This is a genomic window from Halovenus aranensis, from assembly GCF_900100385.1.
In the GTDB taxonomy this organism is placed as follows: Archaea; Halobacteriota; Halobacteria; order Halobacteriales; family Haloarculaceae; genus Halovenus; species Halovenus aranensis.
On sequence record NZ_FNFC01000011.1, the window covers coordinates 12,009 to 33,708 of the forward strand.

Sequence of the window (21,700 nt, forward strand, 5' to 3'; positions counted from 1 at the left end):
ACTCTCGATTTGGCGTATGAGCGTCGAGCTACCGTTCGCCCCGGTTGACACTATCATCCGGCGGAACGCAGGCGGCCTCCGTGTCAGTGCCGGCGCGGCAGAGGAACTCGCCCACCGAATCCAGGGGGAGGGGACCGAACGAGCGACCGTCGCGGCAGAACGTGCCGACGACGACGAGCGAAAAACACTGATGGCAGCGGATTTCGCCGTCGACACGGTTCCAGACAAAGATGCGCTGGCGCTGCCGATTGCGCCGGTCGACCGGGTTGCACGGCTCGACATCGACGACCGGTTCCGGGTCTCGATGGACGCCCGAATTGCCCTGACCGCCGAACTCGAAGACTGGGCAGACGAGATCGCCACCGCGGCGGCGATGCTTGCACGCCACGCCGACAGGCGAACAGTCAAGGGCGAAGACATCGAGATGTACTTCGAACTCAAGCAGTACTTCGAATGAAATTTGGCTACTGCGAGCGCTGTCTCGACCACGACACCGGCCCGCGGCACCCGGAGAGTCCCGACCGACTCCGTGCGATTCGGCAGGCGCTCGCGGAGAAACACAGCGTGGAGTACGCCGTTGCCGACCCGATCGATATCGAGCGAGTCCTCGCAGTCCACGACGAAACGTACGTCGACGAGTTCGAGGAGTTCTGCCAGGACGGGGGCGGCGACTGGGACGCAGACACCGTCGCCAGTGAAGACACCTGGGACGCTGCCCTCACCAGTGCCGGTATCGCCGAGTGGGCCGCTACGGCCGCACTCGACGGCGCAGACGGCCGAGATACGCCGTTTGCGCTCGGACGGCCGCCGGGCCACCACGCGGTCGAAGACGACGCCATGGGGTTTTGTTTTTTCAACAACGCTTCGGTCGCGGCGCAGTCGGTCATCGACCGGGGCCTCGTCGACCGCGTTGCCATTTTCGACTGGGATGTCCATCACGGCAACGGGATTCAGGACATCTGCTACGACAACGAGGATATCTTCTACGTCTCGATTCACGAGGACGGCCTGTACCCCGCGACGGGGAGCATCGACGAGACGGGAGCGGGCGAGGCTGAAGGGACGACGATGAACATTCCGTTTCCACCCGGGACGACCCAGAGCGGCTACCTCGCCGCGCTCTCTGCGGTCATCGGTCCCGCCTTCGAGGCCTTCGACCCGGGTTTGATACTCGTCAGTGCCGGCTTCGACGCTCACGAGCACGACCCTATCTCTCGCATGCGGGTCTCGACGGAGGGGTACGGACTGCTCGCCCAGCAGATACGCGCGCTCTCGGAGGATATCGGTGCCGGTCTTGGGTTCGTCCTCGAAGGCGGGTACGGTCTCGATACGCTGTCGAGCAGCGTTGGCATGGTTCATGAGGTGTTCGACGGCTACGAGCCGGCGCCCGACGACGGCGAGGTGTCAGATACTGCAACGGACGTACTCGACCGGGTACGGGCACAGGGCTTTGCCGGTGTCACAGAGTGACCCACCGGCGAAAGTCGTCAATGGTAAACCACGTGACCCACAAGCCCGAATGATGACCGATGGAGGGTCCGGCGACGTGCTGGACGCCGACGAGACGGCAGTCGCCCCGCAGTCACGCGGTGGCGGGTCGGTGACTGTCGTCGGAACGGCGCACGTCTCTCACGACAGCGTCGAAGAAGTCGAACAGACGATTGCAGAGCAACAGCCAGATGTCGTCGCAGTCGAACTCGACGAGACGCGGTACAAGCGGATGCAGGGTGAGGCCCCCGACGACATCGACGCCGGAGACGTTATTTCGGGAAAGACTGTCTATCAGTTTCTCGCCTACTGGATGCTCTCATACGTTCAGGCGCGGCTCGGCGACCGGTTCGATATCGAACCCGGCGCAGACATGATGGCCGCAATCGACGCCGCAGAGGAACACGGCAGCGGCGTCGCCTTGGTCGACCGCGACATCCAACTGACCGTGCGTCGGCTCTGGTCGCGCATGCGCTTGCGAGAGAAGCTCGCTATCGTCGCCGCCCTCCTCGTCGAGATGGGTGGCGCGTGGACCGCCGGCCTGACGGTCGGTTTTTTCCTTGGGACGCTCGTCGCTATCGTCGCGAGCGCACTCGGCGGGCCGTATCTCGTTCCGTCTGGTATTGACGTTGGAGTGCCCCTTGTCGGGGGTCTCCTCAGCTCGGTGCTGGGGTTACTGGATGGGCTCGCCGTTGCGACCGCCGTCGCCGTCGCGGTCGGGACGCCCATCGCGCTGTTGCTCGTCCGGTCGACACGCGGGATGGACGAGGCCGAAATCGACCTCGACAGGCTGACCGACGCCGACGTGGTGACTGCGATGATAGAGGAGTTCCGGCGGTTCTCTCCGGGCGGCGCAGAGGCGCTCATCGACGAGCGCGACGCCTACATCGCGCACCGACTCGTCGCCCTGCGCGAGGCAGGATACGATGTCGTCGCCGTCGTCGGCGCGGGACACCGGGCTGGCATCGAGCGGTATCTCGACCACCCCGAGGAGCTGCCGCCGGGCGAGTCACTGGTCGGGGAGCCGAGCACGAGTCGGCTCCGGACTGTCGCGTACAAGACAATCGGCTACGCGTTCACGCTCGGCTTTCTGGCCTTTTTCGTGTTGCTGGCGGTGGCTGGTGTCCGGGGCACGTTTCTGCTGCGGGTGTTCGTCGTCTGGTTCGTCGTCAACGGCCTCGCGGCTGGCGCGCTGGCGAAGCTGGCCGGCGCACACTGGAGTAGTGCGACCGTCGGCGGCGCGGTGGCCTGGCTCACGAGCGTCAATCCCCTGCTCGCGCCGGGGTGGTTCGCGGGCTATGTCGAATTACGCTATACCAGCGTCAACGTCGCAGATATCAGTAAGCTCAACGATATGCTCAGCGACGATGAGCGGCCGATGCTCAGCCTCGTCAAGGACATGCGCGACGAGGTGCCGACGTTCCGGCTCATCCTCATCGTCGCGATGACTAACATCGGGAGCTTCCTCGCCAGCGTCTTCTTCGCGGCGGTGCTGTTGCCGTATCTCGCCTCGGATATCGGCGGCGTGACCGAGTTAGGCCAGCAGATGCTCGACGGCGCGAGCGAGAGCGCACGCCTCATCTGGGAGACAGTAACATAATGTACGAAATCGCCGACATTCGATTCTACCGGGAAGAACTGCGCGACCTCGCGGTCGCCTGGCTCGCGCTCAGCGTCGCCTTTACGTTCTTTCTCGAAGGTGACTTTCTCAGAGGACAGCCGATTTACGCCCCGAACGTCACAGAGCTGTTCCGGGTCTTCCTGTTGAGCATGGCGACCGTCGGGGCGGGCTTTCTCCTGCACGAGCTTGCACACAAGATTGTCGCCGTCCAGTTCGGGCAGATAGCGGCTTTCCGTGCGGAGTACAACATGCTCGCTATCACGGTCGCCTCGGGTGTCGCCGGCTTTCTCTTTGCCGCACCCGGCGCGGTCTATCACCGCGGTGCGATTACGACACGACAGAACGGCCTGGTCGCAGTCGCCGGTCCCGTGATAAATCTCGTGTTGGCGGCGGCGTTTTTCGTCCCGTTCAGCCTCGGAGGCGGGTTCGTCGCCGAAGTTGGCCAGATGGGCGTACTCATCAACATCTTCCTGGCCGCATTCAATATGGTCCCTGCCGGTCCCCTCGACGGCAAGACCGTCGCTCAGTGGCACAGAGGCGTCTTCGCTGCCGTCTTTGCTCTCGCAGTGATGTCACTCGTCGGGTTCGTGGTCGTGTTCATCCTGTGACACAGCAGGACCGTCCTCACGGATGACGTCGGTCCGGTGCCTGGCACCGGCAAGCGGTGGGCTTTTGCCCGCGCCCGCCGCTCTCACGACCATGAGCGAGGACACGGACTCCGGAGAGACAGACGAAGAAGGGCTCACCTACGCCGAGACGGGCGTCGATATCGACGCGAGCGAGGCGGCGACGAGCGCGCTCATCGGCGCGGCCGGCGAGTTCGAGGGCGATTACGCGGGTCTGGTCGACATCGGCGACCAGTATCTCGCGCTGGCGACTGACGGCGTCGGCACGAAGCTCCTCGTCGCCGAGGCCGTCGACGACTACTCGACGATTGGCATCGACTGCATCGCGATGAACGCGAACGACCTCGTCGCACAGGGCGTCGAGCCGGTCGCGTTCGTCGACTATCTCGCGGTCGAACAGCCAGACGACGACACCGCAGAGGCCATCGGTGAAGGGCTCCGGCACGGAGCCGAGCAGGCGTCTGTCGCGCTGGTCGGCGGCGAGACGGCTGTCATGCCTGACGTTATCAAGGGTCTCGATATCGCCGGCGCGTGTGCCGGCCTCGCCCCGAAGGGAGCGCTGTTTCCCGGCGAGGCAGAACCAGGCGACGTCGTCGTCGGCTGGCCGTCCAGTGGCATCCACTCGAACGGGCTAACGCTGGCACGAGAGGCAATCACCCGCGAGCACGCGTACACGGACCCGTTCCCGCCTGCGCCCGACCGGACAATAGCCGAGGAACTGCTCGAACCGACCCGGCTGTACACGGACCTAGTGGGAGCCCTCCGGAAAAACGAGACACACGCGGCCGCCCACGTGACCGGTGGGGGCTGGACGAACCTCACGCGGATGGGAGAGTTTCGCTACGAAATCACCGACCCCTTCGACGCGCAGCCGGTCTTCTCGTTTGTCCAACAGGAAGGTGGCGTCGACGACGAGGAGATGCACCGGACGTTCAACATGGGCACCGGATTCGTCGCGGCCATGCCCGAAGCCGACGCCGAGCGCGTCGTCGCGGCCACCGACGGCCGAATTATCGGCACTGTCACCGACGATACGAGCGGTGTCGACATCCGCGGCCTCCATATAGAGTGAACAACGGTACCGACCCCCAATCGGTGCAAAGCAGATGCTTCTTGTACCGTGGCGTCCTGTAGCTACTGACGAACAGGTGAACTAGCGTGTTTGCTGCCCACGAAACCGGCCCGATTTCCCCGCCCGTCCGCGACAGCGTCGCTGCCCTCTCTCAGAGGCCGACTGTCGTCAGTATCAGCGATATCCACGGGTTCCTCGGTGAAGCGCGCAGTGCGCTTCTCACACTCACAGACCACCCGGAGTACGACCCCGTCGTCGAGTCAGACGCCGCGCGGCGACTCCACTGGGCCGGTGGTGATGAGTACGTCTTGGTGTTCAACGGCGACCTCATCGACCGCGGCCCACAGAGCCACCGGGTCGTCGAGATGGTCGACCGACTCGTCGACGAGGCACCGCCCGGTCACGTCCGTGTCACTGTCGGCAACCACGAGATGGGCGTGTTGACGCCGGCGCTGTACGGCTGGTCGAACTGGTATGCGGGTACGCGCAGCGAGCGCGAGCGGCGGTCGTTCATCGAGCAGATTCGAGACGGTCACGTCGTCGCGGCCTACGAGGGCTACAACGTCACCTACGCACACGCCGGGCAGCCCGACCCCTACGAGGTGTCAACGGTGAACGAGACCCTCGTCGAGGGCGCAACCGCGCTCTTCGAAGGGCTCGGTGAGCCCGATGCAATCGACAGAGAGGCCGCCATCGTCGACGAGTACCCACAGGTGTTCGGCTACGGCAACGAGAGCAGTCGCGGCCCGGGTGCCGGTATCACCTGGCTCGATTTCGAACACATGCCCGAGGACGCACCGCCACAGGTCGTCGGACACAGCCGGCAGGACGCGCCGACCCGGCGCGGAAACGTCCTCTGTGAGAACGTCATCCGGGAGAACCGCCGGAGTGACGGCGGCGAGGCCGTCGTCGTCGAGACGCCGGACTCGATACGCGCCGTTGGCAGGACACCAGACGGCGGCGTCGACGAACACGTCTTCTCGTTGCCCGTACTCCGGGAGTAAGTATCAGGAGAGTTGGCGAGCGATATCCGCCTCGGTGATGATACCGACCGTCTCACCGCCCTCGACGACGAGCACAGCGTCGTTGTGGTCGAGATGGGCGTCGACCGTATCGAGCAGGGCGTCGGGCTCGACGGTACTTATCGACTCGTGCATCACCTCGGCTACCGGTAGCTCGCCGACGTTTTCGACAGAGCGCTGACGGATATCAGACATCCCTATCAAGCCCTCTGGGGTTCCCTCGCGGACCACGGGGACCTGTGAGAAGCCGCGCTCGTTCATCAGCTGCGTGGTCTCGTGAACGCTCTCGTCGGGCGCGACACTCGTCACCGGTGTGTGCATCAGGTCACGAGCTCGAAGCAGACTTCCCTCTACCTCTTCCAGTGCATTGACGATACGTCTGAGCGTCGAGAGTCGCGGGTCGACATCGCCGCCCTCGATGCGAGCGATAAGTGGCTGTGACACCTCTGCGTTTTCGGCCAGTTCGCTCTGGGTCAGCCCGAGTTCGAGCCGACGCTCGCGCAACTCTTCCGGCGTCGGAAGCTCCATACTCCGTGATAACTTGGAGTAATATATAAAGCTATCGGCTGTCGGTCCGTTTCAGGCCGACTCCTCGTCTTCGTCCTCGATTTCGAAGGTGTTGACCACCTTCAGCGGGACATCCCGCAACGCGCCGCCGATGTCGCTTTTCGCGATGCGCTGTGCGTGTTCGTCGCTTTCGGCGTTGAACACTTTCATTTCGAGCATGAGACCGACCAGCGAGGTGTCGGCGGCGATAAACGCCGAGTCGAAGGGTTCGCCACAGGCCGGACACTCGGTGAAGCCGACCTCGACTTCAACGTAGTCCATATCCTCCTGATTGAGCCGTTTCCCCGCTTCGCTCACCGCCACACCGATGGCGTCGTCGATGTCGTCGACATCGTGAACCAGCCAAGCCGCTTCCAACACAACACGATAGTTCATATTACAACTATATCGGGGCACATACTCGTCCTTTTTGATTTCGGTCGCTCACGCGAACGGGCGCACGTCACGGCTACTATTTGCATAACTTATGACGAATTGGCACCACTCCAAGCACGTCTATACCTGCATACCGACACGAAGGCCCATACGCCGCCCGTTTCACGTCGAGTTAGAGAAAACCCCAATACGTGAGCGGGGTCAGTCGATTTTGTGCATGAACAATCGTCGGCTATTTTGCCCCAAAGTATATACGTGTGAAATCGCTGGTTGTCGAGTACATCACGATGGAACGTCTGTACCACGCTACGCTGTTTGCCCTGTACCAGGTGACGCTGCTGTGCGGTATCGCGCTATTGCCACTCGCGTTGCTCACTCGGCGGGTTGGCGTCCGGCTGCCGGTCGACCGTGCAGTCCTCGGCATCAAGGAGGCATACGAGATGCGTCGCAGTACAGGCAACTGACCGCCCGGTTCCAGTCGCATTTTCCCGAACGAGAACCTTATTACGTGACCGGCCGTTATCACGGGATATGCAGGACAACTCGTTCGGTTCGAACATCGAACCCCACCAGCACCAGGCCGGTCGCTACGGGACCGACCCGTACGAGCCGGAACTCGGAACGCTCCCCAACGGCGAGCGCGACGAGGAGGCGGTCAACAAGACCGGTACGACGACAATCGGCATCTCGACTGAGGACGGCGTCGTCATCGCCACAGACATGCGCGCCAGCCTCGGCGGCCGATTCGTCTCGAACAAGAACGTCCAGAAGGTCGAACAGATCCACCCGACGGCCGCCCTGACGCTGGTCGGAAGCGTCGGCGGTGCTCAGTCGTTCATCCGAACGCTGCGCTCAGAAGTAAAGCTCTACGAAGCGCGTCGCGGCGAACACATGAGCATGCAGGCGCTCTCGACGCTCGCGGGCAACTTCGCCCGCGGCGGTCCGTTCCTGGCTATCAATCCCATCCTCGGCGGCGTCGACGACGAGGGCAGTCACGTCTACAGCATCGACCCGGCCGGTGGCGTCATGAAAGACGATTACACGATTACCGGCTCCGGGCTCACCGTCGCATACGGGACCCTCGAAGACCGCTACGAGCCCGACATGTCCATCGAGGAGGCACAGAAAGCGGCCGGCGCAGGCATCAAAGCGGCCGCCGAGCGTGACACCGGCTCCGGCAACGGTATCTACGTGGCGACGGTCACCTCTGACGGCGTCGACATCGCCGACTACGGACTCGACGAACTCGACGTCTAATCGGGCTTGCGCTTTTCAGTTTCTCATCGTCCGGCCAGCGACAGCATCACGTTTAGGTCGTTCCGGCCGTTATGTCGGGTATGGAGTGGCTGCTAGTTAGCATCCTCGTGGGCTTTCCGGTACTCGCGTTGCTCGGTGCCGGCTGGTACGTCTACCGAGATGCGCCGAAACACGGCATGAGTCCGCGTAAGTGGGCGGCGCTGGCGGCGCTGGTCCCGTTTTTCGGCTTTTTCGCATACATATTCGAGCGCGACGACCGAACGACAGACGCCAGGGACCGCGAGGAGATGTTCGTCGACGGGCCGTTTCAGATTCACAAGTCCCGGGCCGACGACACGCCGCTGGCACGTTCACCGGAGGAAGATATCGACGACGAGTGGGACGACGATAGTTAGCTCACGCCTCGAGGAGTTCGAGCGTGATGACCGTCCCTCTGGGGTCGTTATCAGCAACCGAGATACTCCCGCCGTAACCGCTCACCATCGTCCGGACAAAATGGAGCCCGAAGCCACTGGACTCCTCTGTCTGTTGGTCCCGGCCACAGAGGTAGTCACGCTCGGTTTCGGGAAGTCCCGGTCCGTTGTCGCGGATATCGACGCGGACGGTGCCGCCGTCTGCAGTCACTTCGACTGAAACCCGTGGTTCGTCGGCATCGTTGTGTTCGACGGCGTTGGTGAGGAGGTTGTGGATGACCTCCGTGAGCATCTCGTCAGCCTGGACCAACAGACCGAACGGGACCGAGGTGTCGATGGTTACGCCTTCGTCCATCCCTTCGACAGTGTCGACCTGGTCGGCAATCACCCCAGAGATGTCGACTGATTCGAGGTCGCGCTGTTCGCCGCGGGTAATTCCCTGAATCATCCCCTGAACCTTCGCAGTCAGGTCCGCGATGTTGTCACTCCAGTCGAGAATGGTGTCGGCACGGTCGGCGTGTTCGCCGGTCAGTTCTGCTTCGAGCAGCGAGGCGTTTCGCCCGATAACGTCGATGCCGTTGTTGACGTCGTGGCGGAGGATACCACTGAAAAACTCGAGCTGTTCGGTCCGGCGACGGAGCGCCTGCTCTTGACGGTGGCGCTCGACGGCGTACCGCAGCGAGCGCCACAGCCGCCGGGAGTCGACCTCGTCTTTCGGGAGGTAGTCCTGTGCGCCGTGCTGAATGGCCGCGAGCGCCGTCTCGGTGTCGTCGAGTCCCGTCAACACCACAATCGGCGTCGCATCCACCGCGTCATCGACCCGTTCGAGCGTCTCGATGCCGCTCGATTCCGGCAGTCCGAGGTCGAGAAAGAGCAGCGAATAGGTCCCCTCGTCGAGGGCTTCTAGGCCGGCTTCGAGCGACTCGACGTGGGTGAGTTCGACCGCCTCGGCGAACGCCTGGGCCGACTCTCCGCGGAGGTGGTGTTCGATGAGCCGCGCGTCTCCCGGGTTGTCTTCGATGAGTAACACTTCGAGCGTCTCGGTGTCGTCTGTCATCTCACTTCGGTGGCATCTTGACGACCTTGAACCAGAAGTCCTCGAGCCGATTGACGATATCGACGAAGCCGTCGAAGTCGACCGGCTTCGTGAGATAGGCGTTCGCGCTTAGCTCGTAGGATTTGACCACGTCCTCCTCTGCGTCCGAACTGGTCAAGACGACCACCGGAATGCGCCGCAGCTCCGGGTCGTCGTCCATCTCCGCGAGCACGTCTCTCCCGTCTTTTTTCGGCATGTTCAGGTCTAACAGAAACAGGTCCGGCATCGGCGCGTCGCTGTATTCTCCCTCCTGTTCGAGGAATTTCATCGCCTCGACGCCGTTCTCGACGGCGTGGAGATTATTGAGTATGTCCCCGTGTTCGAGCGCTTTCTCCGTGAGTTTCACGTCGCCGGGGTTGTCCTCGGCGAGCAGTATTTCGATTGGTTTCCCTTCCTCTGGGGACATTGTACTTTCTGCTGATTGTGAATATGGCTTCTTAATATTTTCTGTCGGTATTAGAATGTTTTGTGGCGTGTCACTTATATGCACACCAGCACATCGGGTGAGATATGTCGCTGGACGAGACAGGACGCCAGACGTTGCCGGGAGCCGAGCGGAGTCACCTCGCGCTGGCCGTCGCGCTCGCAGCCGCGCTGGCTGCGGTCGTCGTGTTCGATGTCTACGAGGATGCAACCCAACAGGGTGAAGCGCTGTGGCTGACGCTGCTCGAAAACAGCGTCCCGCTCGCGTTGCTGGTGGTATTTGTCGGCTTCAGTTACTGGCTGTATCACAACAGAGAGCGGCAGTATCTGGCCCTCGTGTTGCGGTGGGCCGTTTTCGGGCTGATTGGAATCATGTTCATTCTCCTGTGGGTAATCGGCTCCCAGAGCTACCAGGAGACGTTCAAACCGGTGATTATGGGTGCCCACACGGCTATCGGCGGGACGGTCGCCGGTGCCGGCATCGGCTACGTCTCGGCGCGCCTCCACCAGTCTCGTGACGAGATAGCGACCGAGAGAGACCGCTGGGAGTCGCTATTTGAGAACGACCCCGCCGGAATTGCCGACCTCCGATACGACGGTGGTGAACTCACCATCGAGCGGGCAAACGAGGAGTTCCGTGACCTGTTCGTCGACGACTCGGCGGAGGGAGAAGCTCTCGTAGCCGTCGTCGACCACGACGACGAGGCCGTCGAGGACGCGATCGGCAAGGCAATCCGGGAGCGAGAGGTGTACAGCACGGCGGTCGTGTCGAGGGTCGGTGACAGTCGACTGTTCCTCAAGCTCCGGGTCGTGCCGTACGGCATCGGGACCGACGCCCGGCGTGCTTTCGCCATCTACACTGATGTCACCGAGCTGCGCCAGACACAGGAGCAACTCGAAGCACAGATGGAACAACTCGCCGAGTCGAACGACCGCCTCCAGCAGTTCGCCTACATCGCCTCACACGACCTTCAGGAGCCACTCCGGATGGTCTCCAGTTACATGAGCCTGCTCGAAGACGAGTACAGAGACGAGCTCGACGAGGAGGCCAAGGAGTACATCGACTTCGCGGCAAACGGTGCCGACCGGATGCAGAAGATGGTCGACGAACTGCTCGCGTACTCCCGTGTCGAGACCGAGGGAAAGGAATTCACCGAAGCCGATGCGACGGCGGTACTCGAAGAGACGCGACAGAGCCTCGAACTCCGCATCGAGGAGGTCGACGCGACGGTTACCGCGGCGGAGCTGCCGACCGTCGAGGCGGACCGGAATCAACTCGGACAGGTCTTCCAGAACCTCATCGAGAACGCAATCGACCACGTCGACCAGCCGACAATCCACATCGACTGTGAGGAGCGCGACAACGAGGTCGTCTTCTCGGTCAGCGACGACGGTCCCGGCATCCCGGAGTCACAACAGGACCGAATCTTCGACCTCTTCGAGCGCGGCCACCGCGACGGCGACGGGACAGGCATGGGACTCGCAATCTGTGACCGCATCCTCTCGCGACACGGCGGCAACATCTGGGTAGAATCGGCCGACGACGGAACAACGTTCTATTTTTCGGTGCCCAGGTGAGAACGGAGTGATTTAACAGCGCGCGGTCGCTGTGTCCGACAATGAGCGTCCAACAGGAGTTCGACCAGTGGGCCAAGGCAGGGAAAGACAGAGGAATGGAAGAGCGACACTGGCACACTGCCAAGCACGCGCTCGCGCGGATGCCAGTCGAACCCGGCGACACGGTGCTTGACCTCGGCACGGGGTCGGGATACGCCCTGCGTGCGCTCCGGGACACCCGCGAGGCCGGGCCATGTCTTGGCCTCGATGGCTCTATCGAGATGGTCAACAACGCCCGTGAGTACACCGACGACGAGAACGTCGGGTTCGTCGGCGGCGACTTCCACCATCTGCCACTGGCCGAGGATGCCGTCGACCACGTCTGGTCGATGGAGGCATTTTACTACAGCCAGCGGCCAGTCGAGGTGTTAGAAGAGATTCGGCGCGTGCTCCGCTCTGGGGGAACCTTCTACTGTGCCGTGAACTTCTTCGAGGAGTCGATACACACCCACGAGTGGCAAGAGCGTATCGACATCGACATGCAGCTATGGAGCCGCGAACAGTACCGCGAGGCGTTCCGTGAGGCGGGACTGGTCGTCGCAGCACAGGATACCATCCCGGACCGCGAGATAGAGATTCCACCTGCCGACGCGTTTCCGACAGAGAACTGGGAGAGTCGCGAGGCGATGGTCGACCGATATCGCACCCAGGGCACGCTGCTGACTGTCGGTGTCGCGCCCTAAAGGAAGGCACCGGGTTAGTCGTCCGCGTGTTGCATGTTCGGAGTCGAGGAGTGCTGGCCCGAACCGATGTTAGCCGTGACGTAGGCGACGGTCGTCGCGACGACCAGCGACCCGAAGATTGCCTGCGCGGCGAACTGGTGCATCATCGACGCTGTGACGCCGAAGTTGAGCACGGTGTTCGCCCCGAAGAAAATCTGGACGGGGAGCATCACGACCGCAAGACCGGTCGTGTATCTGAGCGACTTGCCGCGGTTGCGCCGCCACGCCATGATTGCCGCGCCGAGAATCATGAACCCGACGACGAACGCGACCAGACGGTGGAACCATTCGACGAAACTCGGCCAGTTCGCCGGAAACAGCCCCATCCAGCCGTCACAGAGCGGCCAGCGCGCTTCACACGACAGGCCCGCGCCGATTTTGCCTGTGTACACGCCCAGCAGTATCAGGAAGAAGGTTCCAGCGGTCGTGGTCGCCAGGTAGTGTCGAAGGGGTACGCGCATACGTGGGTTTTGGTGTGCATCTATTTCAAAGCCTTCATTCTTCCCGCTGGCTGAGAAGCCAGGCCTCGTCGATAGTCCCCGGTTGGCTCCGTTCTGGCGGCGGAGACCAGAATTCGACAGTTGACGAACGAGTATTCGATGCACTTTTTGTCACAGCCTCGGTGGCTTCCGAGCATGGGACTTGACGAGGACGCACTCGACTATCATAGTTCGGAGCCACCCGGGAAACTGGAGATGTCGACGACAAAGCCGACGAACACACAGCGGGACCTGAGTCTGGCGTACTCGCCGGGCGTTGCCGCGCCCTGTCGCGCGATAGACGAGGACTCCGCCGACGCCTACAGCTACACCGCCAAAGGGAATCTGGTCGGCGTCGTCTCCGACGGCAGCGCCACCCTCGGCCTGGGTGACATCGGCCCGCAGGCCTGTAAGCCCGTCATGGAGGGCAAAGGTGTCCTCTTCAAGCGGTTTGCCGACATCGATGTCTTCGACGTGGAACTCGACCACGAATCGACCGAGGATATGATTGCGTCAATCCGGGCGATGGAGCCTACCTTTGGGGGTATCAACCTCGAAGACATCGCCGCACCGGCCTGCTTCGAAATCGAGGAGGCTCTGCGTGAGGAGACGGATATTCCGGTGTTTCACGACGACCAGCACGGGACAGCCATCATCTCCGGTGCTGCACTGCTGAACGCCGTCGACATCGTCGACAAGGACTTCTCGGAGCTCGATATCGTCTTCTCCGGCGCAGGCGCAAGCGCCATCGCGACCGCAGAGTTCTACGTCTCGCTGGGCGCGAGCAGAGACCGCATCACGATGTGTGACTCAAGTGGCATTATAACCGAAGAACGCGCCGAAGCCGACGGCGTCAACGAGTACAAACGCGAGTTCGCCCGCGACGTGCCCGAGGGCGATTTGGCCGATGCGATGGAAGACGCCGACGTGTTCGTCGGTCTCTCCATCGGTGGTATCGTCGACGAGGAGATGGTCCGGTCGATGGCCGACAATCCGATTATCTTCGCGATGGCCAATCCCGACCCGGAAATTGGCTACACCGAGGCCAAGGAGGCGCGCGAGGACACCGTCATCGTCGCCACCGGCCGCTCGGATTACCCGAATCAGGTGAACAACGTACTCGGATTCCCGTTTATCTTCCGTGGCGCACTCGACGCCCGGGCCACCGAGATAAACGAGGAGATGAAAGTCGCCGCCGCGCGGGCGCTGGCCGACCTGGCGCGCGAGGACGTGCCCGACGCGGTCGTCAAAGCCTACGGCGACGAACCCCTCCAGTTCGGTCCAGACTACATCATCCCGAAACCGCTGGACCCGCGTGTCCTGTTCGAAGTGGCACCGGCCGTCGCGCAGGCGGCGACCGACAGCGGCTGTGCCCGTATCGACCTCGACCCAGCGGAGCACCGCGAACGGCTCGAAGCGCGGCTGGGCAAATCCCGCGAGATGATGCGTGTCGTCTTGAACAAGGCAAAGAGCGACCCCAAGCGGCTCGTCTTGGCCGAGGGCAACGACGAGAAGATGGTTCGGGCAGCCTACCAGATTGCCGAGCAGGGCATCGGTGAGCCGGTTCTCATCGGCGACCGCCAGAGCATCTGGGCGACGATGGAGGACCTGGGCCTGAGCTTCGAGCCAGAAATTGTCGACCCGAGTCAGGACAACCTCGACTCGTATGCCGAGCGGCTCTACGAACTCCGGCAGCGAGAGGGAGTTACCCGTCGGGAGGCAGAGGAACTCATCACCGACGGCAACTACCTCGGCAGCGTGATGGTCGAGGTGGGCGACGCCGACGCCATGCTGACGGGCCTGATGCATCATTACCCCGAGGCGCTCCGGCCGCCGCTTCGGCTTATCGGAACAGCCGACGACGCCAACTACGCGGCCGGCGTCTACATGCTGACGTTCAAAAACCGGGTCGTCTTCTGTGCCGACACCACGGTCAATCAAGACCCCGACGAAGACGTACTCGCGGAGGTCACGCGTCACACGGCCGACCTCGCCCGCCGGTTCAACGTCGAGCCGCGGGCCGCGCTGTTGTCCTACTCTGATTTCGGCAGCGTCGACAACGAGGGCACGCAGAAAGTTCGACAGGCCGCCTCGGAGCTGCGAAGCGACCCGACGGTCGATTTCCCCGTCGACGGCGAGATGCAGGCCGACACCGCAGTCGTCGAGGAGACGCTCACCGGGACCTACGACTTCTCACAGCTCGACGAGCCGGCGAACGTGCTAGTCTTCCCCAACCTCGAAGCCGGCAACATCGGCTACAAGCTCCTCCAGCGCCTCGGCGGCGCAGAGGCTATCGGCCCGATGCTCGTCGGGATGGACAAGCCAGTCCACGTCCTCCAGCGCGGCGACGAGGTCAAGGATATTGTCAACCTCGCCGGCGTCGCCGTCGTGGACGCACAAGAAAAGTAAGCTGTCACTCCCCGTCGTGAGCAGACCGCTCGACGACTGATTCCGCGTCGGCCACGTCGCGTGCGTCTGTCGGCGGATGGAAGTACACCGCGTCGGCGACGAGCAGTCCGCTCGTGACCGCGCTCGCGCCCATCGCCAGATGCAACGAGAGTGGGGTGAACAGATAGGCGAGTACGGCGGCCATGAAAAGAACCGGGATGACAGCTAGTAGCAGGTCGTATCTAGACAACTGACTTAGCAGTCGGTTTCGTGCCTGTTCCTGCCGATTCCGTGTGTTGTCACTAACTGCCATCTCTGTACCCCTCCTATTGGATAATAGATTACGATCCAATATAAAATTTTTCTCAGTGACGTTATCTGAATGGACGTATACCTACGTTCGTAATTTTTTGTGATTTTCAGATAAGTTATAGAGATATATGCCGCCCCTTTTTCGGTCGCGGTTATTTCCTCTAAGCCGTCGAGATGTGCTCTCAAAGTATGTCTGCCTCTTTCGCACATATCCGGAGTTCGAGAGGCACGGTCGTGTGTCAGACTGACGTATCGCTGTGGAACGCAATCCTTACCGCCACCGCCGTCAGAAGCCGATGTAATGCGGGACAACTTCGAAGTCCGGAGATACGACGGGGCAGGACGGCTCGGCAAGCTGACGGTACCGCGGTCGTCTGTCACCGTCGAGACGCCGGCGCTGTTACCGGTCGTCAACCCCCACGTCCAGACCATCTCTCCCGCACAGCTCGAATCCCAGTTCGGCGCGGAGATTCTCATCACGAACAGCTACATTATCTACGGCAGTGACACGCTGCGCGAGCCTGCGCTGGCAGACGGCTTGCACGAGGTACTCGACTTCTCGGGTGCCATCATGACCGATTCGGGCTCTTTCCAGCTCGCAGAGTACGGCGATATCGACGTGACGACGCCGGAAATCCTGGAGTTTCAACAGCAAATCGGGTCCGACATCGGGACGCCTGTCGACATTCCGACCCCGCCGGACGTCTCCAGAGAACAGGCCCGTGAGGAGTGGGAGACGACGCTCGAACGTCTCGGCGTCGCCGAATCGGTCGACACGGGTGAGATGCTCGTCACTGCCCCGGTCCAGGGGTCGACACACCCAGACCTGCGCGAACGGGCGGCCGAAGAGGCCGCTGCGACAGGTCTTGACCTCGCTCCGGTCGGTGCGGTCGTCCCACTGATGAACGAGTACCGGTTCGGTGACCTGGTCGAAGTCGTCGCGGCGACAAAGCGTGGCCTCCCTGCGAACGTCCCCGTCCACCTGTTCGGGGCGGGCCACCCGATGATGTTCGCGCTCGCGGCGGCGCTTGGCTGTGACCTGTTTGACTCTGCGGCGTATGCGCTGTACGCCCGCGACGACCGCTATCTCACGGTTCGGGGGACCGAGCATCTCGGCGAACTGTCCTATTTCCCCTGTGAATGTCCGGTCTGTTCAGAACACACTCCAGACGAGGTGGCCGAGATGGACGACGACGACCGCCATCGGCTGCTCGCCGAGCACAATCTCGCGGTCTCGTTCGGCGAGATTCGCCGAATCAAGGAAGCCATCCGCCGCGGGACGCTGTTCGAACTCGTCGAGACGCGGGTTCGCGGCCATCCGACGCTGGTCGACGGCTACCGGGCGTTGCTCGATTGCGTCGAACAGCTCGAAACCACGGACCCCGTCGCCAAGGAGTCGTTTTTCTATCTCTCTGCCGACAGTGCCCGCCGTCCCGAGGTGACACGTCACCACGACCGCCTCGCTCGCCTCGATGCCCCCGAGGAAGTCCTGTTGACGACCGGCCAGCCGAGTGACCGTTACGAGGAGAGCTGGCGACTGGTCGTCCCCTTCGGTCCGGTGCCACGAAGCCTCTCGGACGTGTATCCCCTGACCGCAGAGACGCCCGACCGCCTTGACCGGTCGGCGTACGTGGCGGCCGCCGACGGCATCGCCCGACTGGTCGAAGCAAACCCCGAGACGACGTTCACGGTCGTCCACGACGGCTGGCCGGAGTCGGCACTCGATGTGGTCCCCGACCGCGTTGCCGTCGAGGGGTACACGCCACAGGAAGAACAGGACTAACACCGCGAGCCCCAAACAGCAGCGTATGGCAGTCGTTCTCGTCGGTGTCGGGGCAGACAGCGGAAACGTCGACCCCGTGCCAGCGTTGCTCGACGGACGACGCTTCGAGTATGTCCCCATCCCAGAGAAATCAACGGAGACGACCGAAACGAAGACGCTGGGGTCGATGCAACAGCGACACGGCGACGGCCCGCTGTCGGCGTTAGTCGACGGCATCAGGCCGGGCAGTGAGGGGGAATGGATTCGGGACGAGGAGCGAATCCGGACCCATCCGGTCCATCACGACCCGAACTTCGAGGCGCTGACCTACGGCGAGGGCGGCAAAGACAGCAATATCAACGCTATCGTCGACCACCTCGAAGCGGGCGACGTGCTCGGCTTCTACACGGGACTGGAGACAGCAGGTCGGCTACACCGCTATCTCTTCGGTTATTTTACGCTGGCGACAGACCCGGTCGTACTCGACGCCGAGACACCGGCAGAGACGAGGGCCGCCGTGTTAGAGGAACATCACGAAAACGCCCACGCAAAGCGCTTTGCAGAACGAGGCGAACTCTACGCGCTCGACCCCGACCAGCCACAGGGAGCCAGCCGGGTCGTACTCGCCGACGGCTGCGAACCCGGCGGGCTACTCGACCGGGCGGTCCGGCTCAGCGGCCCCGTCGACCGCGGCAACTACTACATGGCCGAGGAGGTAGCCGAGAAACTCGACCCGAACACCACCTACCTCGGAGGGTTCAAGCCGGCTATCCGGTGTGAGATTCCGGCGTCCGCGTTCGTCGACTTCGTCGACAGTCGCCAGTAGTCGGCTCAGTCGGCGGTCGGCGGGCGACGCTGGCGGCGAATTTCGTCCCGGATAGCGCGGCGCTTGATGAGCAAAAAGCCAAGGAAAATTAGCGAGAACCCGGCGACAGTGGCCGGCGAGATGCCCTCCGAGAGGAACAGCCACCCCGAAATCGCCGCGAAGGCGGGCGCGACATACGAGACGAGATTAATCTCGATTGGGCCGAGGCGTTCGAGCAGGTCGAAGTAGATGAGAAAGCCAAACGCACTCGCCACGACCGAGAGATAGACGAGCGCCAGCACCGCCTCGGTCGTCCACTCGATAGCGCCGGGAGACTCGCCGAGGCCGAGCGCGATACCGTGCATCAACAGTCCACCGAGCAGCATCGCCCACCCCTCGAGTGTCTCGATTTCGAGCGTCGCCTCGACGCGCCGGGTGAGGACACTCCCGAAGGCAAAGGCCGCCGCCGCGGCGAGGACGAGCAGTTTCGGGACTGTCCCCTCGCCGGTCAGGTTCGAGGGGGCGGGGTCTGCGAGGACGACCACGCCGACCAACCCGAGACAGAGCCCGGCGACACCCAGCAGCGTCAGCCGCTCTGCGGGCAGGAGGGCGCGGGCGAAGCCGGTCGTCAACACCGGATTGAGGCTGACGATGACCGCGGCGACGGCACTCGTTACCGCCGGGTCGGTCTGGCCGACGAACAGGAAGGCGTGATAGAGCGCAATCAGAAACACCGCACCGATGGCGACCAGCCCCCACTCGCCGCGCGTGGATGGGACTGGGTTATCAGCAACCCACAGGGCGTAGGCGAGCATGATGACTCCCGCCACGTCGTACCGAATCGCCGCGAACGTGACCGCCGGGAAGAACTCCAGCCCGAGGTTAATCGCCATAAACGCCGAGCCCCAGATTGCCGATAACACCACGAACAACACGGCGTTACGGGATGTCCCTGTGAGCACAGGACGGATTCGACCCCCGCTGGTGTATGGGTTTCGGAGCGGACCGGTCTCTCCGGTATCGCCGAGAGAACCCAAGAGCAGAACTTAAGCCGGGACCACGTCTCTGTTTCTATCAATGAGTCAAACAGAATTCGACGCCGCTGATACCGGCGGCGAGCCGACAGACAGCAACGCGATTCCGGAAGCTGTCGACTGGTTGCTGGGCGGGCTGATTGCGCTGGGCGGACTCCTGTTGCTGTTTGCCGGGACAGTACTCACCACAGTCGTCGGTCGAAACGAACTCGTAGAGGCTATCGACGAGGGAGACACGCTAACGGTCGGGTCGACAGAACTCACGCGGGCAGAGGCTATCGATGTCAGTGAGGCCGTCGTGTCCTGGGTCGGTGTCGGGTTGTTGGTGACTGGCGGCGCACTGGTGTTGTTCGCGCTTGCCTACGTGTTCGTCCGCCGCCGTGACACCCGGCGCAGCGAGCGCGGCGAGGCGACGAGTTCGTACTACGCGAACGCGGTCCGTGGCTCTGTGGTCACGGTGTTTTTCTCGTTCGTCGGCTTCTCGGCGGTCCTCGGGGGCGGACTCGCGGGCTATCTCGAAGGCGGCGACTCCGACCAGTCGGTCAGCGTGGGCGGAGTTGCCGGCCTCCTCTCGGCGCTCCCGGCACTGGTCATCGCCGTGTTCACGCTCATCGGACTGTTCGCCGGGTTGCGCGATATCGGCCAGACTGGTCCACTCGCCGTCGCTGCAATCGGGATGGCGCTCGCAGTGTTGATTTACACAGGCATCAACGCGACGCTCGGCGCGCTCGGCGGCTACGTCGGTGGTCGTCTGGCGGAGTGAGAACCGACGAACTGTTATCTACCCCAGCCAGACACCTGTACATGAGTATCTTCGTAGCTGCGAGCCAGGTTTCTGCGGGGGAGAGCCGATGACTGAATACTTCGAAGTCCACGAGCGGGACGGGGCCGCCCGTCTCGCCGAGTTGCGCCTCTCGGAGTCCAGAGAGACGCCCGCCCTCGTCGACGACGTGCGAACGGACGCAGGGAGCCTCTGGGCCAGCGAACGCGACCTTCCGAAAGGCGACGAATCGGCGCTGACAATCCTGCCACATCGCGCGTTCCCCGGCGGGACTCCCGACGAGGTACAGGAGGCGTTCGCCGTCGACTATCCGACTATCGACGGGCCGAGTGGGGCCGTCGTCTCGCCCGAAACCGCCGACGACCACGGGGCAGACGCCTACGTCCTCTCGAACGCACAGGAACTCACCGAACACGCGTCGGCCTTCGTCGACGGTCTCGTCGAGACGCGCGCGGCGGTTCCGGCCGACGCCGCGCTCTATCTCTCCGGGGTCGCGACCCCGGGCAACGTCTCGATTCTGGCCTACGCCGGCGTCGACCTCGTGGACGCCGACCGCGCGGTCGTGAAAGGTACCCGAGGAAAGTACCTCACGACCGACGGCGAGCGCTTTCTGGAAGACCTGGACGAGCTTCCCTGCTCGTGTCCGGCCTGTCAGGGTCCCCGCGAGGAGTTCGACCGCGAGGACTGTGCCGCGCACAACGAACACGCACTCCGGACAGAGCTGCGCCGGGTCCGAGCGAGAATCCGAGAGGGGAGACTCCGCGATTACGTCGAGGGACAGGCCCGCCACGAACAGTGGCACACCGCGGTCATGCGCCGCCTCGACCAGCAGTACGGCTATCTGGAACAGCGAACGCCGGTCGTCCGGCAGGCAGAGTTGACGGCCGCGACCGACGACACGCTCAACCGCGTCGAGATTCAGCGCTTCGCCGAACGCGTCACCACGCGCTACCGGAACCGGTTCGACAATCCGCTGGTGCTGGTTCCCTGTTCGGCCCGGAAACCTTACAGCGAGTCACAGAGTCACAGCCAGTTCCACGACGCCATCCAGTTCCGGGCCCACACCGTCTCGATGACCTCGCCAATCGGCGTCGTCCCCCAGGAGCTCGAACTCACCTATCCGGCACAGCATTACGACACCGTCGTCACCGGCGAGTGGACGCCCACAGAACGGGAGTTCGTCGCCAGCGTGCTCGAAGCCTACCTCGACCGCAACGAGTACCCCCGCATCGTCGCCCACGTCCCCGACGGCGGGTATCGCGACATCTGTGAGCGCGTCGAGGAGGCGCTTGGGCTTGACTTCGAGTACACCGTCGTCGACCATCCGACCGCCACCGACTCCCTCTCGAATCTCGCCTCGACGGTCTCGGACGCGCTGAAGTACTCGAAACGCGAGCGTCAGCACAACACCATCCGCGCGGTCGCAGACTACCAGTTCGGCGAGGGTGCCGGCGACGAGCTGTTCGGCGAGTTCCGGACCGGCGCGCGGTATCCCAAACTCCGCGTCAACAGCACGGACGGCGAACAGCTGGCGATGCTCGTCGCCCAGTACGGCGTTCTCTCGCTGACACTCGCGGGCGCGCGTCGGTGGGTCGACAGCGACGTGGCGACCAAACGGGTCGAAATCGACAGCTTCGTTCCACACGGCTCCGTGCTCGCTCCCGGCGTGCGCGACGCCTCGCCGGAGATTCGCCCGGGCGACGAGATCGTCATCGAGGGACCGAAGGCGTTCGCCGTTGGCCGGGCGCACATGTCCGGCCCCGAGATGGTCGAGAGTAGCCGCGGCATCGCAAGCTCTGTTCGACACGTCGAGGAACGATAAGGCGAGAAACCTTTTTTG

General features: G+C 63.1%; 23 protein-coding genes. 16 read left to right on the top strand and 7 right to left on the bottom strand.

Going from position 1 to position 21,700, the window contains the following annotated elements; all coding sequences use genetic code 11:
- Positions 1-16: 16 nt before the first annotated feature.
- The 6 genes from BLR34_RS11645 (at position 17) to BLR34_RS11670 (ending at position 5,811) form a co-directional block, all read left to right on the top strand.
- Positions 17-457 (top strand): histone, encoded by a 441-nt coding sequence (locus BLR34_RS11645; protein ID WP_092703211.1) that lies wholly within the window; start codon positions 17-19, stop codon positions 455-457.
- The gene (locus tag BLR34_RS11650; RefSeq protein WP_092703213.1) at positions 454-1,470 is read left to right on the top strand and encodes a histone deacetylase family protein; all 1,017 of its coding nucleotides are present in this window, start codon (positions 454-456) and stop codon (positions 1,468-1,470) included. Before BLR34_RS11645 ends, BLR34_RS11650 begins: the two co-directional genes overlap by 4 nt.
- A gap of 49 nt (positions 1,471-1,519) precedes the next feature.
- The gene (locus BLR34_RS11655) at positions 1,520-3,088 is read left to right on the top strand and encodes a TraB/GumN family protein (protein WP_394327691.1); all 1,569 of its coding nucleotides are present in this window, start codon (positions 1,520-1,522) and stop codon (positions 3,086-3,088) included.
- A complete protein-coding gene (locus BLR34_RS11660) occupies positions 3,088-3,717 on the top strand; it encodes a zinc metalloprotease (RefSeq protein WP_092703215.1) in 630 nt (209 codons plus the stop codon). Before BLR34_RS11655 ends, BLR34_RS11660 begins: the two co-directional genes overlap by 1 nt.
- A 91-nt stretch (positions 3,718-3,808) precedes the next feature.
- The gene (gene purM, locus BLR34_RS11665; protein ID WP_092703217.1) at positions 3,809-4,807 is read left to right on the top strand and encodes a phosphoribosylformylglycinamidine cyclo-ligase; all 999 of its coding nucleotides are present in this window, start codon (positions 3,809-3,811) and stop codon (positions 4,805-4,807) included.
- Positions 4,808-4,893: 86 nt separating this feature from the next.
- Positions 4,894-5,811 (top strand): metallophosphoesterase, encoded by a 918-nt coding sequence (locus tag BLR34_RS11670; RefSeq protein WP_092703219.1) that lies wholly within the window; start codon positions 4,894-4,896, stop codon positions 5,809-5,811.
- Between the two features lie 3 nt (positions 5,812-5,814).
- Here BLR34_RS11670 and BLR34_RS11675 read toward each other — a convergent pair whose 3' ends face one another.
- Both BLR34_RS11675 and BLR34_RS11680 read right to left on the bottom strand, forming a co-directional pair.
- Positions 5,815-6,357, bottom strand: coding sequence for a CBS domain-containing protein (locus tag BLR34_RS11675; protein WP_092703221.1), 543 nt, complete (start codon positions 6,355-6,357; stop codon positions 5,815-5,817).
- Positions 6,358-6,408: 51 nt separating this feature from the next.
- Positions 6,409-6,771, bottom strand: coding sequence for a DUF555 domain-containing protein (locus BLR34_RS11680; RefSeq protein ID WP_092703223.1), 363 nt, complete (start codon positions 6,769-6,771; stop codon positions 6,409-6,411).
- A 257-nt stretch (positions 6,772-7,028) separates the two neighbouring features.
- Here BLR34_RS11680 and BLR34_RS11685 point away from each other — a divergent pair, with 257 nt between their 5' ends.
- From BLR34_RS11685 to BLR34_RS11695, 3 genes are all read left to right on the top strand, one after another.
- Positions 7,029-7,235 carry a hypothetical protein gene (locus tag BLR34_RS11685; protein WP_092703225.1) on the top strand — a complete coding sequence of 69 codons (207 nt, stop codon included), beginning with the start codon at positions 7,029-7,031 and terminating at the stop codon, positions 7,233-7,235.
- Positions 7,236-7,302: 67 nt separating this feature from the next.
- Entirely contained in the window at positions 7,303-8,028 is a 726-nt protein-coding gene (gene psmB / locus BLR34_RS11690; RefSeq protein ID WP_092703227.1) for an archaeal proteasome endopeptidase complex subunit beta, read from the top strand.
- A gap of 80 nt (positions 8,029-8,108) precedes the next feature.
- Positions 8,109-8,423 (top strand): hypothetical protein, encoded by a 315-nt coding sequence (locus tag BLR34_RS11695; RefSeq protein ID WP_092703229.1) that lies wholly within the window; start codon positions 8,109-8,111, stop codon positions 8,421-8,423.
- A gap of 1 nt (position 8,424) precedes the next feature.
- On the opposite strand, the gene BLR34_RS11700 is transcribed toward BLR34_RS11695, so the two are convergent.
- Both BLR34_RS11700 and BLR34_RS11705 read right to left on the bottom strand, forming a co-directional pair.
- Entirely contained in the window at positions 8,425-9,498 is a 1,074-nt protein-coding gene (locus BLR34_RS11700) for a hybrid sensor histidine kinase/response regulator (protein ID WP_092703231.1), read from the bottom strand.
- 1 nt (position 9,499) lies between these two features.
- Positions 9,500-9,943 (bottom strand): response regulator, encoded by a 444-nt coding sequence (locus BLR34_RS11705; RefSeq protein ID WP_092703233.1) that lies wholly within the window; start codon positions 9,941-9,943, stop codon positions 9,500-9,502.
- Positions 9,944-10,047: 104 nt separating this feature from the next.
- Here BLR34_RS11705 and BLR34_RS11710 point away from each other — a divergent pair, with 104 nt between their 5' ends.
- Positions 10,048-11,538, top strand: a complete 1,491-nt coding sequence (locus BLR34_RS11710) for a sensor histidine kinase (protein ID WP_092703235.1) — start codon at positions 10,048-10,050, stop codon at positions 11,536-11,538.
- 41 nt (positions 11,539-11,579) lie between these two features.
- Complete coding sequence (locus BLR34_RS11715; RefSeq protein ID WP_092703237.1) at positions 11,580-12,260, top strand: class I SAM-dependent methyltransferase; 681 nt, start codon at positions 11,580-11,582, stop codon at positions 12,258-12,260.
- 14 nt (positions 12,261-12,274) lie between these two features.
- Here the strand turns inward: BLR34_RS11715 and BLR34_RS11720 are convergent, their stop codons facing one another.
- Positions 12,275-12,760, bottom strand: coding sequence for a COX15/CtaA family protein (locus BLR34_RS11720; RefSeq protein ID WP_092703239.1), 486 nt, complete (start codon positions 12,758-12,760; stop codon positions 12,275-12,277).
- 174 nt (positions 12,761-12,934) lie between these two features.
- Between BLR34_RS11720 and BLR34_RS11725 the strand changes: the two genes are divergently transcribed.
- A complete protein-coding gene (locus BLR34_RS11725) occupies positions 12,935-15,187 on the top strand; it encodes an NADP-dependent malic enzyme (protein ID WP_092703241.1) in 2,253 nt (750 codons plus the stop codon).
- Between the two features lie 4 nt (positions 15,188-15,191).
- On the opposite strand, the gene BLR34_RS11730 is transcribed toward BLR34_RS11725, so the two are convergent.
- On the bottom strand, positions 15,192-15,371 hold the full coding sequence (locus BLR34_RS11730) for a DUF8015 family protein (protein ID WP_092703243.1): 180 nt from the start codon (positions 15,369-15,371) through the stop codon (positions 15,192-15,194).
- A gap of 408 nt (positions 15,372-15,779) precedes the next feature.
- Between BLR34_RS11730 and tgtA the strand changes: the two genes are divergently transcribed.
- Positions 15,780-17,261 (top strand): tRNA guanosine(15) transglycosylase TgtA, encoded by a 1,482-nt coding sequence (gene tgtA / locus BLR34_RS11735; RefSeq protein ID WP_092703245.1) that lies wholly within the window; start codon positions 15,780-15,782, stop codon positions 17,259-17,261.
- Positions 17,262-17,286: 25 nt separating this feature from the next.
- The gene (locus tag BLR34_RS11740; protein WP_092703247.1) at positions 17,287-18,066 is read left to right on the top strand and encodes an Nmad3 family putative nucleotide modification protein; all 780 of its coding nucleotides are present in this window, start codon (positions 17,287-17,289) and stop codon (positions 18,064-18,066) included.
- Between the two features lie 5 nt (positions 18,067-18,071).
- Here BLR34_RS11740 and BLR34_RS11745 read toward each other — a convergent pair whose 3' ends face one another.
- Positions 18,072-19,007, bottom strand: coding sequence for a DMT family transporter (locus BLR34_RS11745; protein WP_281240905.1), 936 nt, complete (start codon positions 19,005-19,007; stop codon positions 18,072-18,074).
- Between the two features lie 115 nt (positions 19,008-19,122).
- On the opposite strand from BLR34_RS11745, the gene BLR34_RS11750 reads away from it, so the two are divergent.
- Both BLR34_RS11750 and arcS read left to right on the top strand, forming a co-directional pair.
- Positions 19,123-19,842, top strand: a complete 720-nt coding sequence (locus tag BLR34_RS11750; RefSeq protein WP_092703251.1) for a DUF5518 domain-containing protein — start codon at positions 19,123-19,125, stop codon at positions 19,840-19,842.
- An 88-nt stretch (positions 19,843-19,930) separates the two neighbouring features.
- Complete coding sequence (arcS, locus tag BLR34_RS11755; protein ID WP_092703253.1) at positions 19,931-21,682, top strand: archaeosine synthase subunit alpha; 1,752 nt, start codon at positions 19,931-19,933, stop codon at positions 21,680-21,682.
- The last annotated feature ends 18 nt before the right edge of the window (positions 21,683-21,700 follow it).

Bases quoted from the DNA above. Each gene is read 5' to 3' on its own strand.
- BLR34_RS11645 (WP_092703211.1), top strand. From the start codon at position 17: ATGAGCGTCGAGCTACCGTTCGCCCCGGTTGACACTATCATCCGGCGG.
- BLR34_RS11650 (WP_092703213.1), top strand. From the start codon at position 454: ATGAAATTTGGCTACTGCGAGCGCTGTCTCGACCACGACACCGGCCCG.
- BLR34_RS11655 (WP_394327691.1), top strand. From the start codon at position 1,520: ATGATGACCGATGGAGGGTCCGGCGACGTGCTGGACGCCGACGAGACG.
- BLR34_RS11660 (WP_092703215.1), top strand. From the start codon at position 3,088: ATGTACGAAATCGCCGACATTCGATTCTACCGGGAAGAACTGCGCGAC.
- purM (WP_092703217.1), top strand. From the start codon at position 3,809: ATGAGCGAGGACACGGACTCCGGAGAGACAGACGAAGAAGGGCTCACC.
- BLR34_RS11675 (WP_092703221.1), bottom strand. From the start codon at position 6,357: ATGGAGCTTCCGACGCCGGAAGAGTTGCGCGAGCGTCGGCTCGAACTC.
- BLR34_RS11680 (WP_092703223.1), bottom strand. From the start codon at position 6,771: ATGAACTATCGTGTTGTGTTGGAAGCGGCTTGGCTGGTTCACGATGTC.
- psmB (WP_092703227.1), top strand. From the start codon at position 7,303: ATGCAGGACAACTCGTTCGGTTCGAACATCGAACCCCACCAGCACCAG.
- BLR34_RS11695 (WP_092703229.1), top strand. From the start codon at position 8,109: ATGGAGTGGCTGCTAGTTAGCATCCTCGTGGGCTTTCCGGTACTCGCG.
- BLR34_RS11700 (WP_092703231.1), bottom strand. From the start codon at position 9,498: ATGACAGACGACACCGAGACGCTCGAAGTGTTACTCATCGAAGACAAC.
- BLR34_RS11705 (WP_092703233.1), bottom strand. From the start codon at position 9,943: ATGTCCCCAGAGGAAGGGAAACCAATCGAAATACTGCTCGCCGAGGAC.
- BLR34_RS11710 (WP_092703235.1), top strand. From the start codon at position 10,048: ATGTCGCTGGACGAGACAGGACGCCAGACGTTGCCGGGAGCCGAGCGG.
- BLR34_RS11715 (WP_092703237.1), top strand. From the start codon at position 11,580: ATGAGCGTCCAACAGGAGTTCGACCAGTGGGCCAAGGCAGGGAAAGAC.
- BLR34_RS11720 (WP_092703239.1), bottom strand. From the start codon at position 12,760: ATGCGCGTACCCCTTCGACACTACCTGGCGACCACGACCGCTGGAACC.
- BLR34_RS11725 (WP_092703241.1), top strand. From the start codon at position 12,935: ATGGGACTTGACGAGGACGCACTCGACTATCATAGTTCGGAGCCACCC.
- BLR34_RS11730 (WP_092703243.1), bottom strand. From the start codon at position 15,371: ATGGCCGCCGTACTCGCCTATCTGTTCACCCCACTCTCGTTGCATCTG.
- tgtA (WP_092703245.1), top strand. From the start codon at position 15,780: ATGCGGGACAACTTCGAAGTCCGGAGATACGACGGGGCAGGACGGCTC.
- BLR34_RS11740 (WP_092703247.1), top strand. From the start codon at position 17,287: ATGGCAGTCGTTCTCGTCGGTGTCGGGGCAGACAGCGGAAACGTCGAC.
- BLR34_RS11750 (WP_092703251.1), top strand. From the start codon at position 19,123: ATGAGTCAAACAGAATTCGACGCCGCTGATACCGGCGGCGAGCCGACA.
- arcS (WP_092703253.1), top strand. From the start codon at position 19,931: ATGACTGAATACTTCGAAGTCCACGAGCGGGACGGGGCCGCCCGTCTC.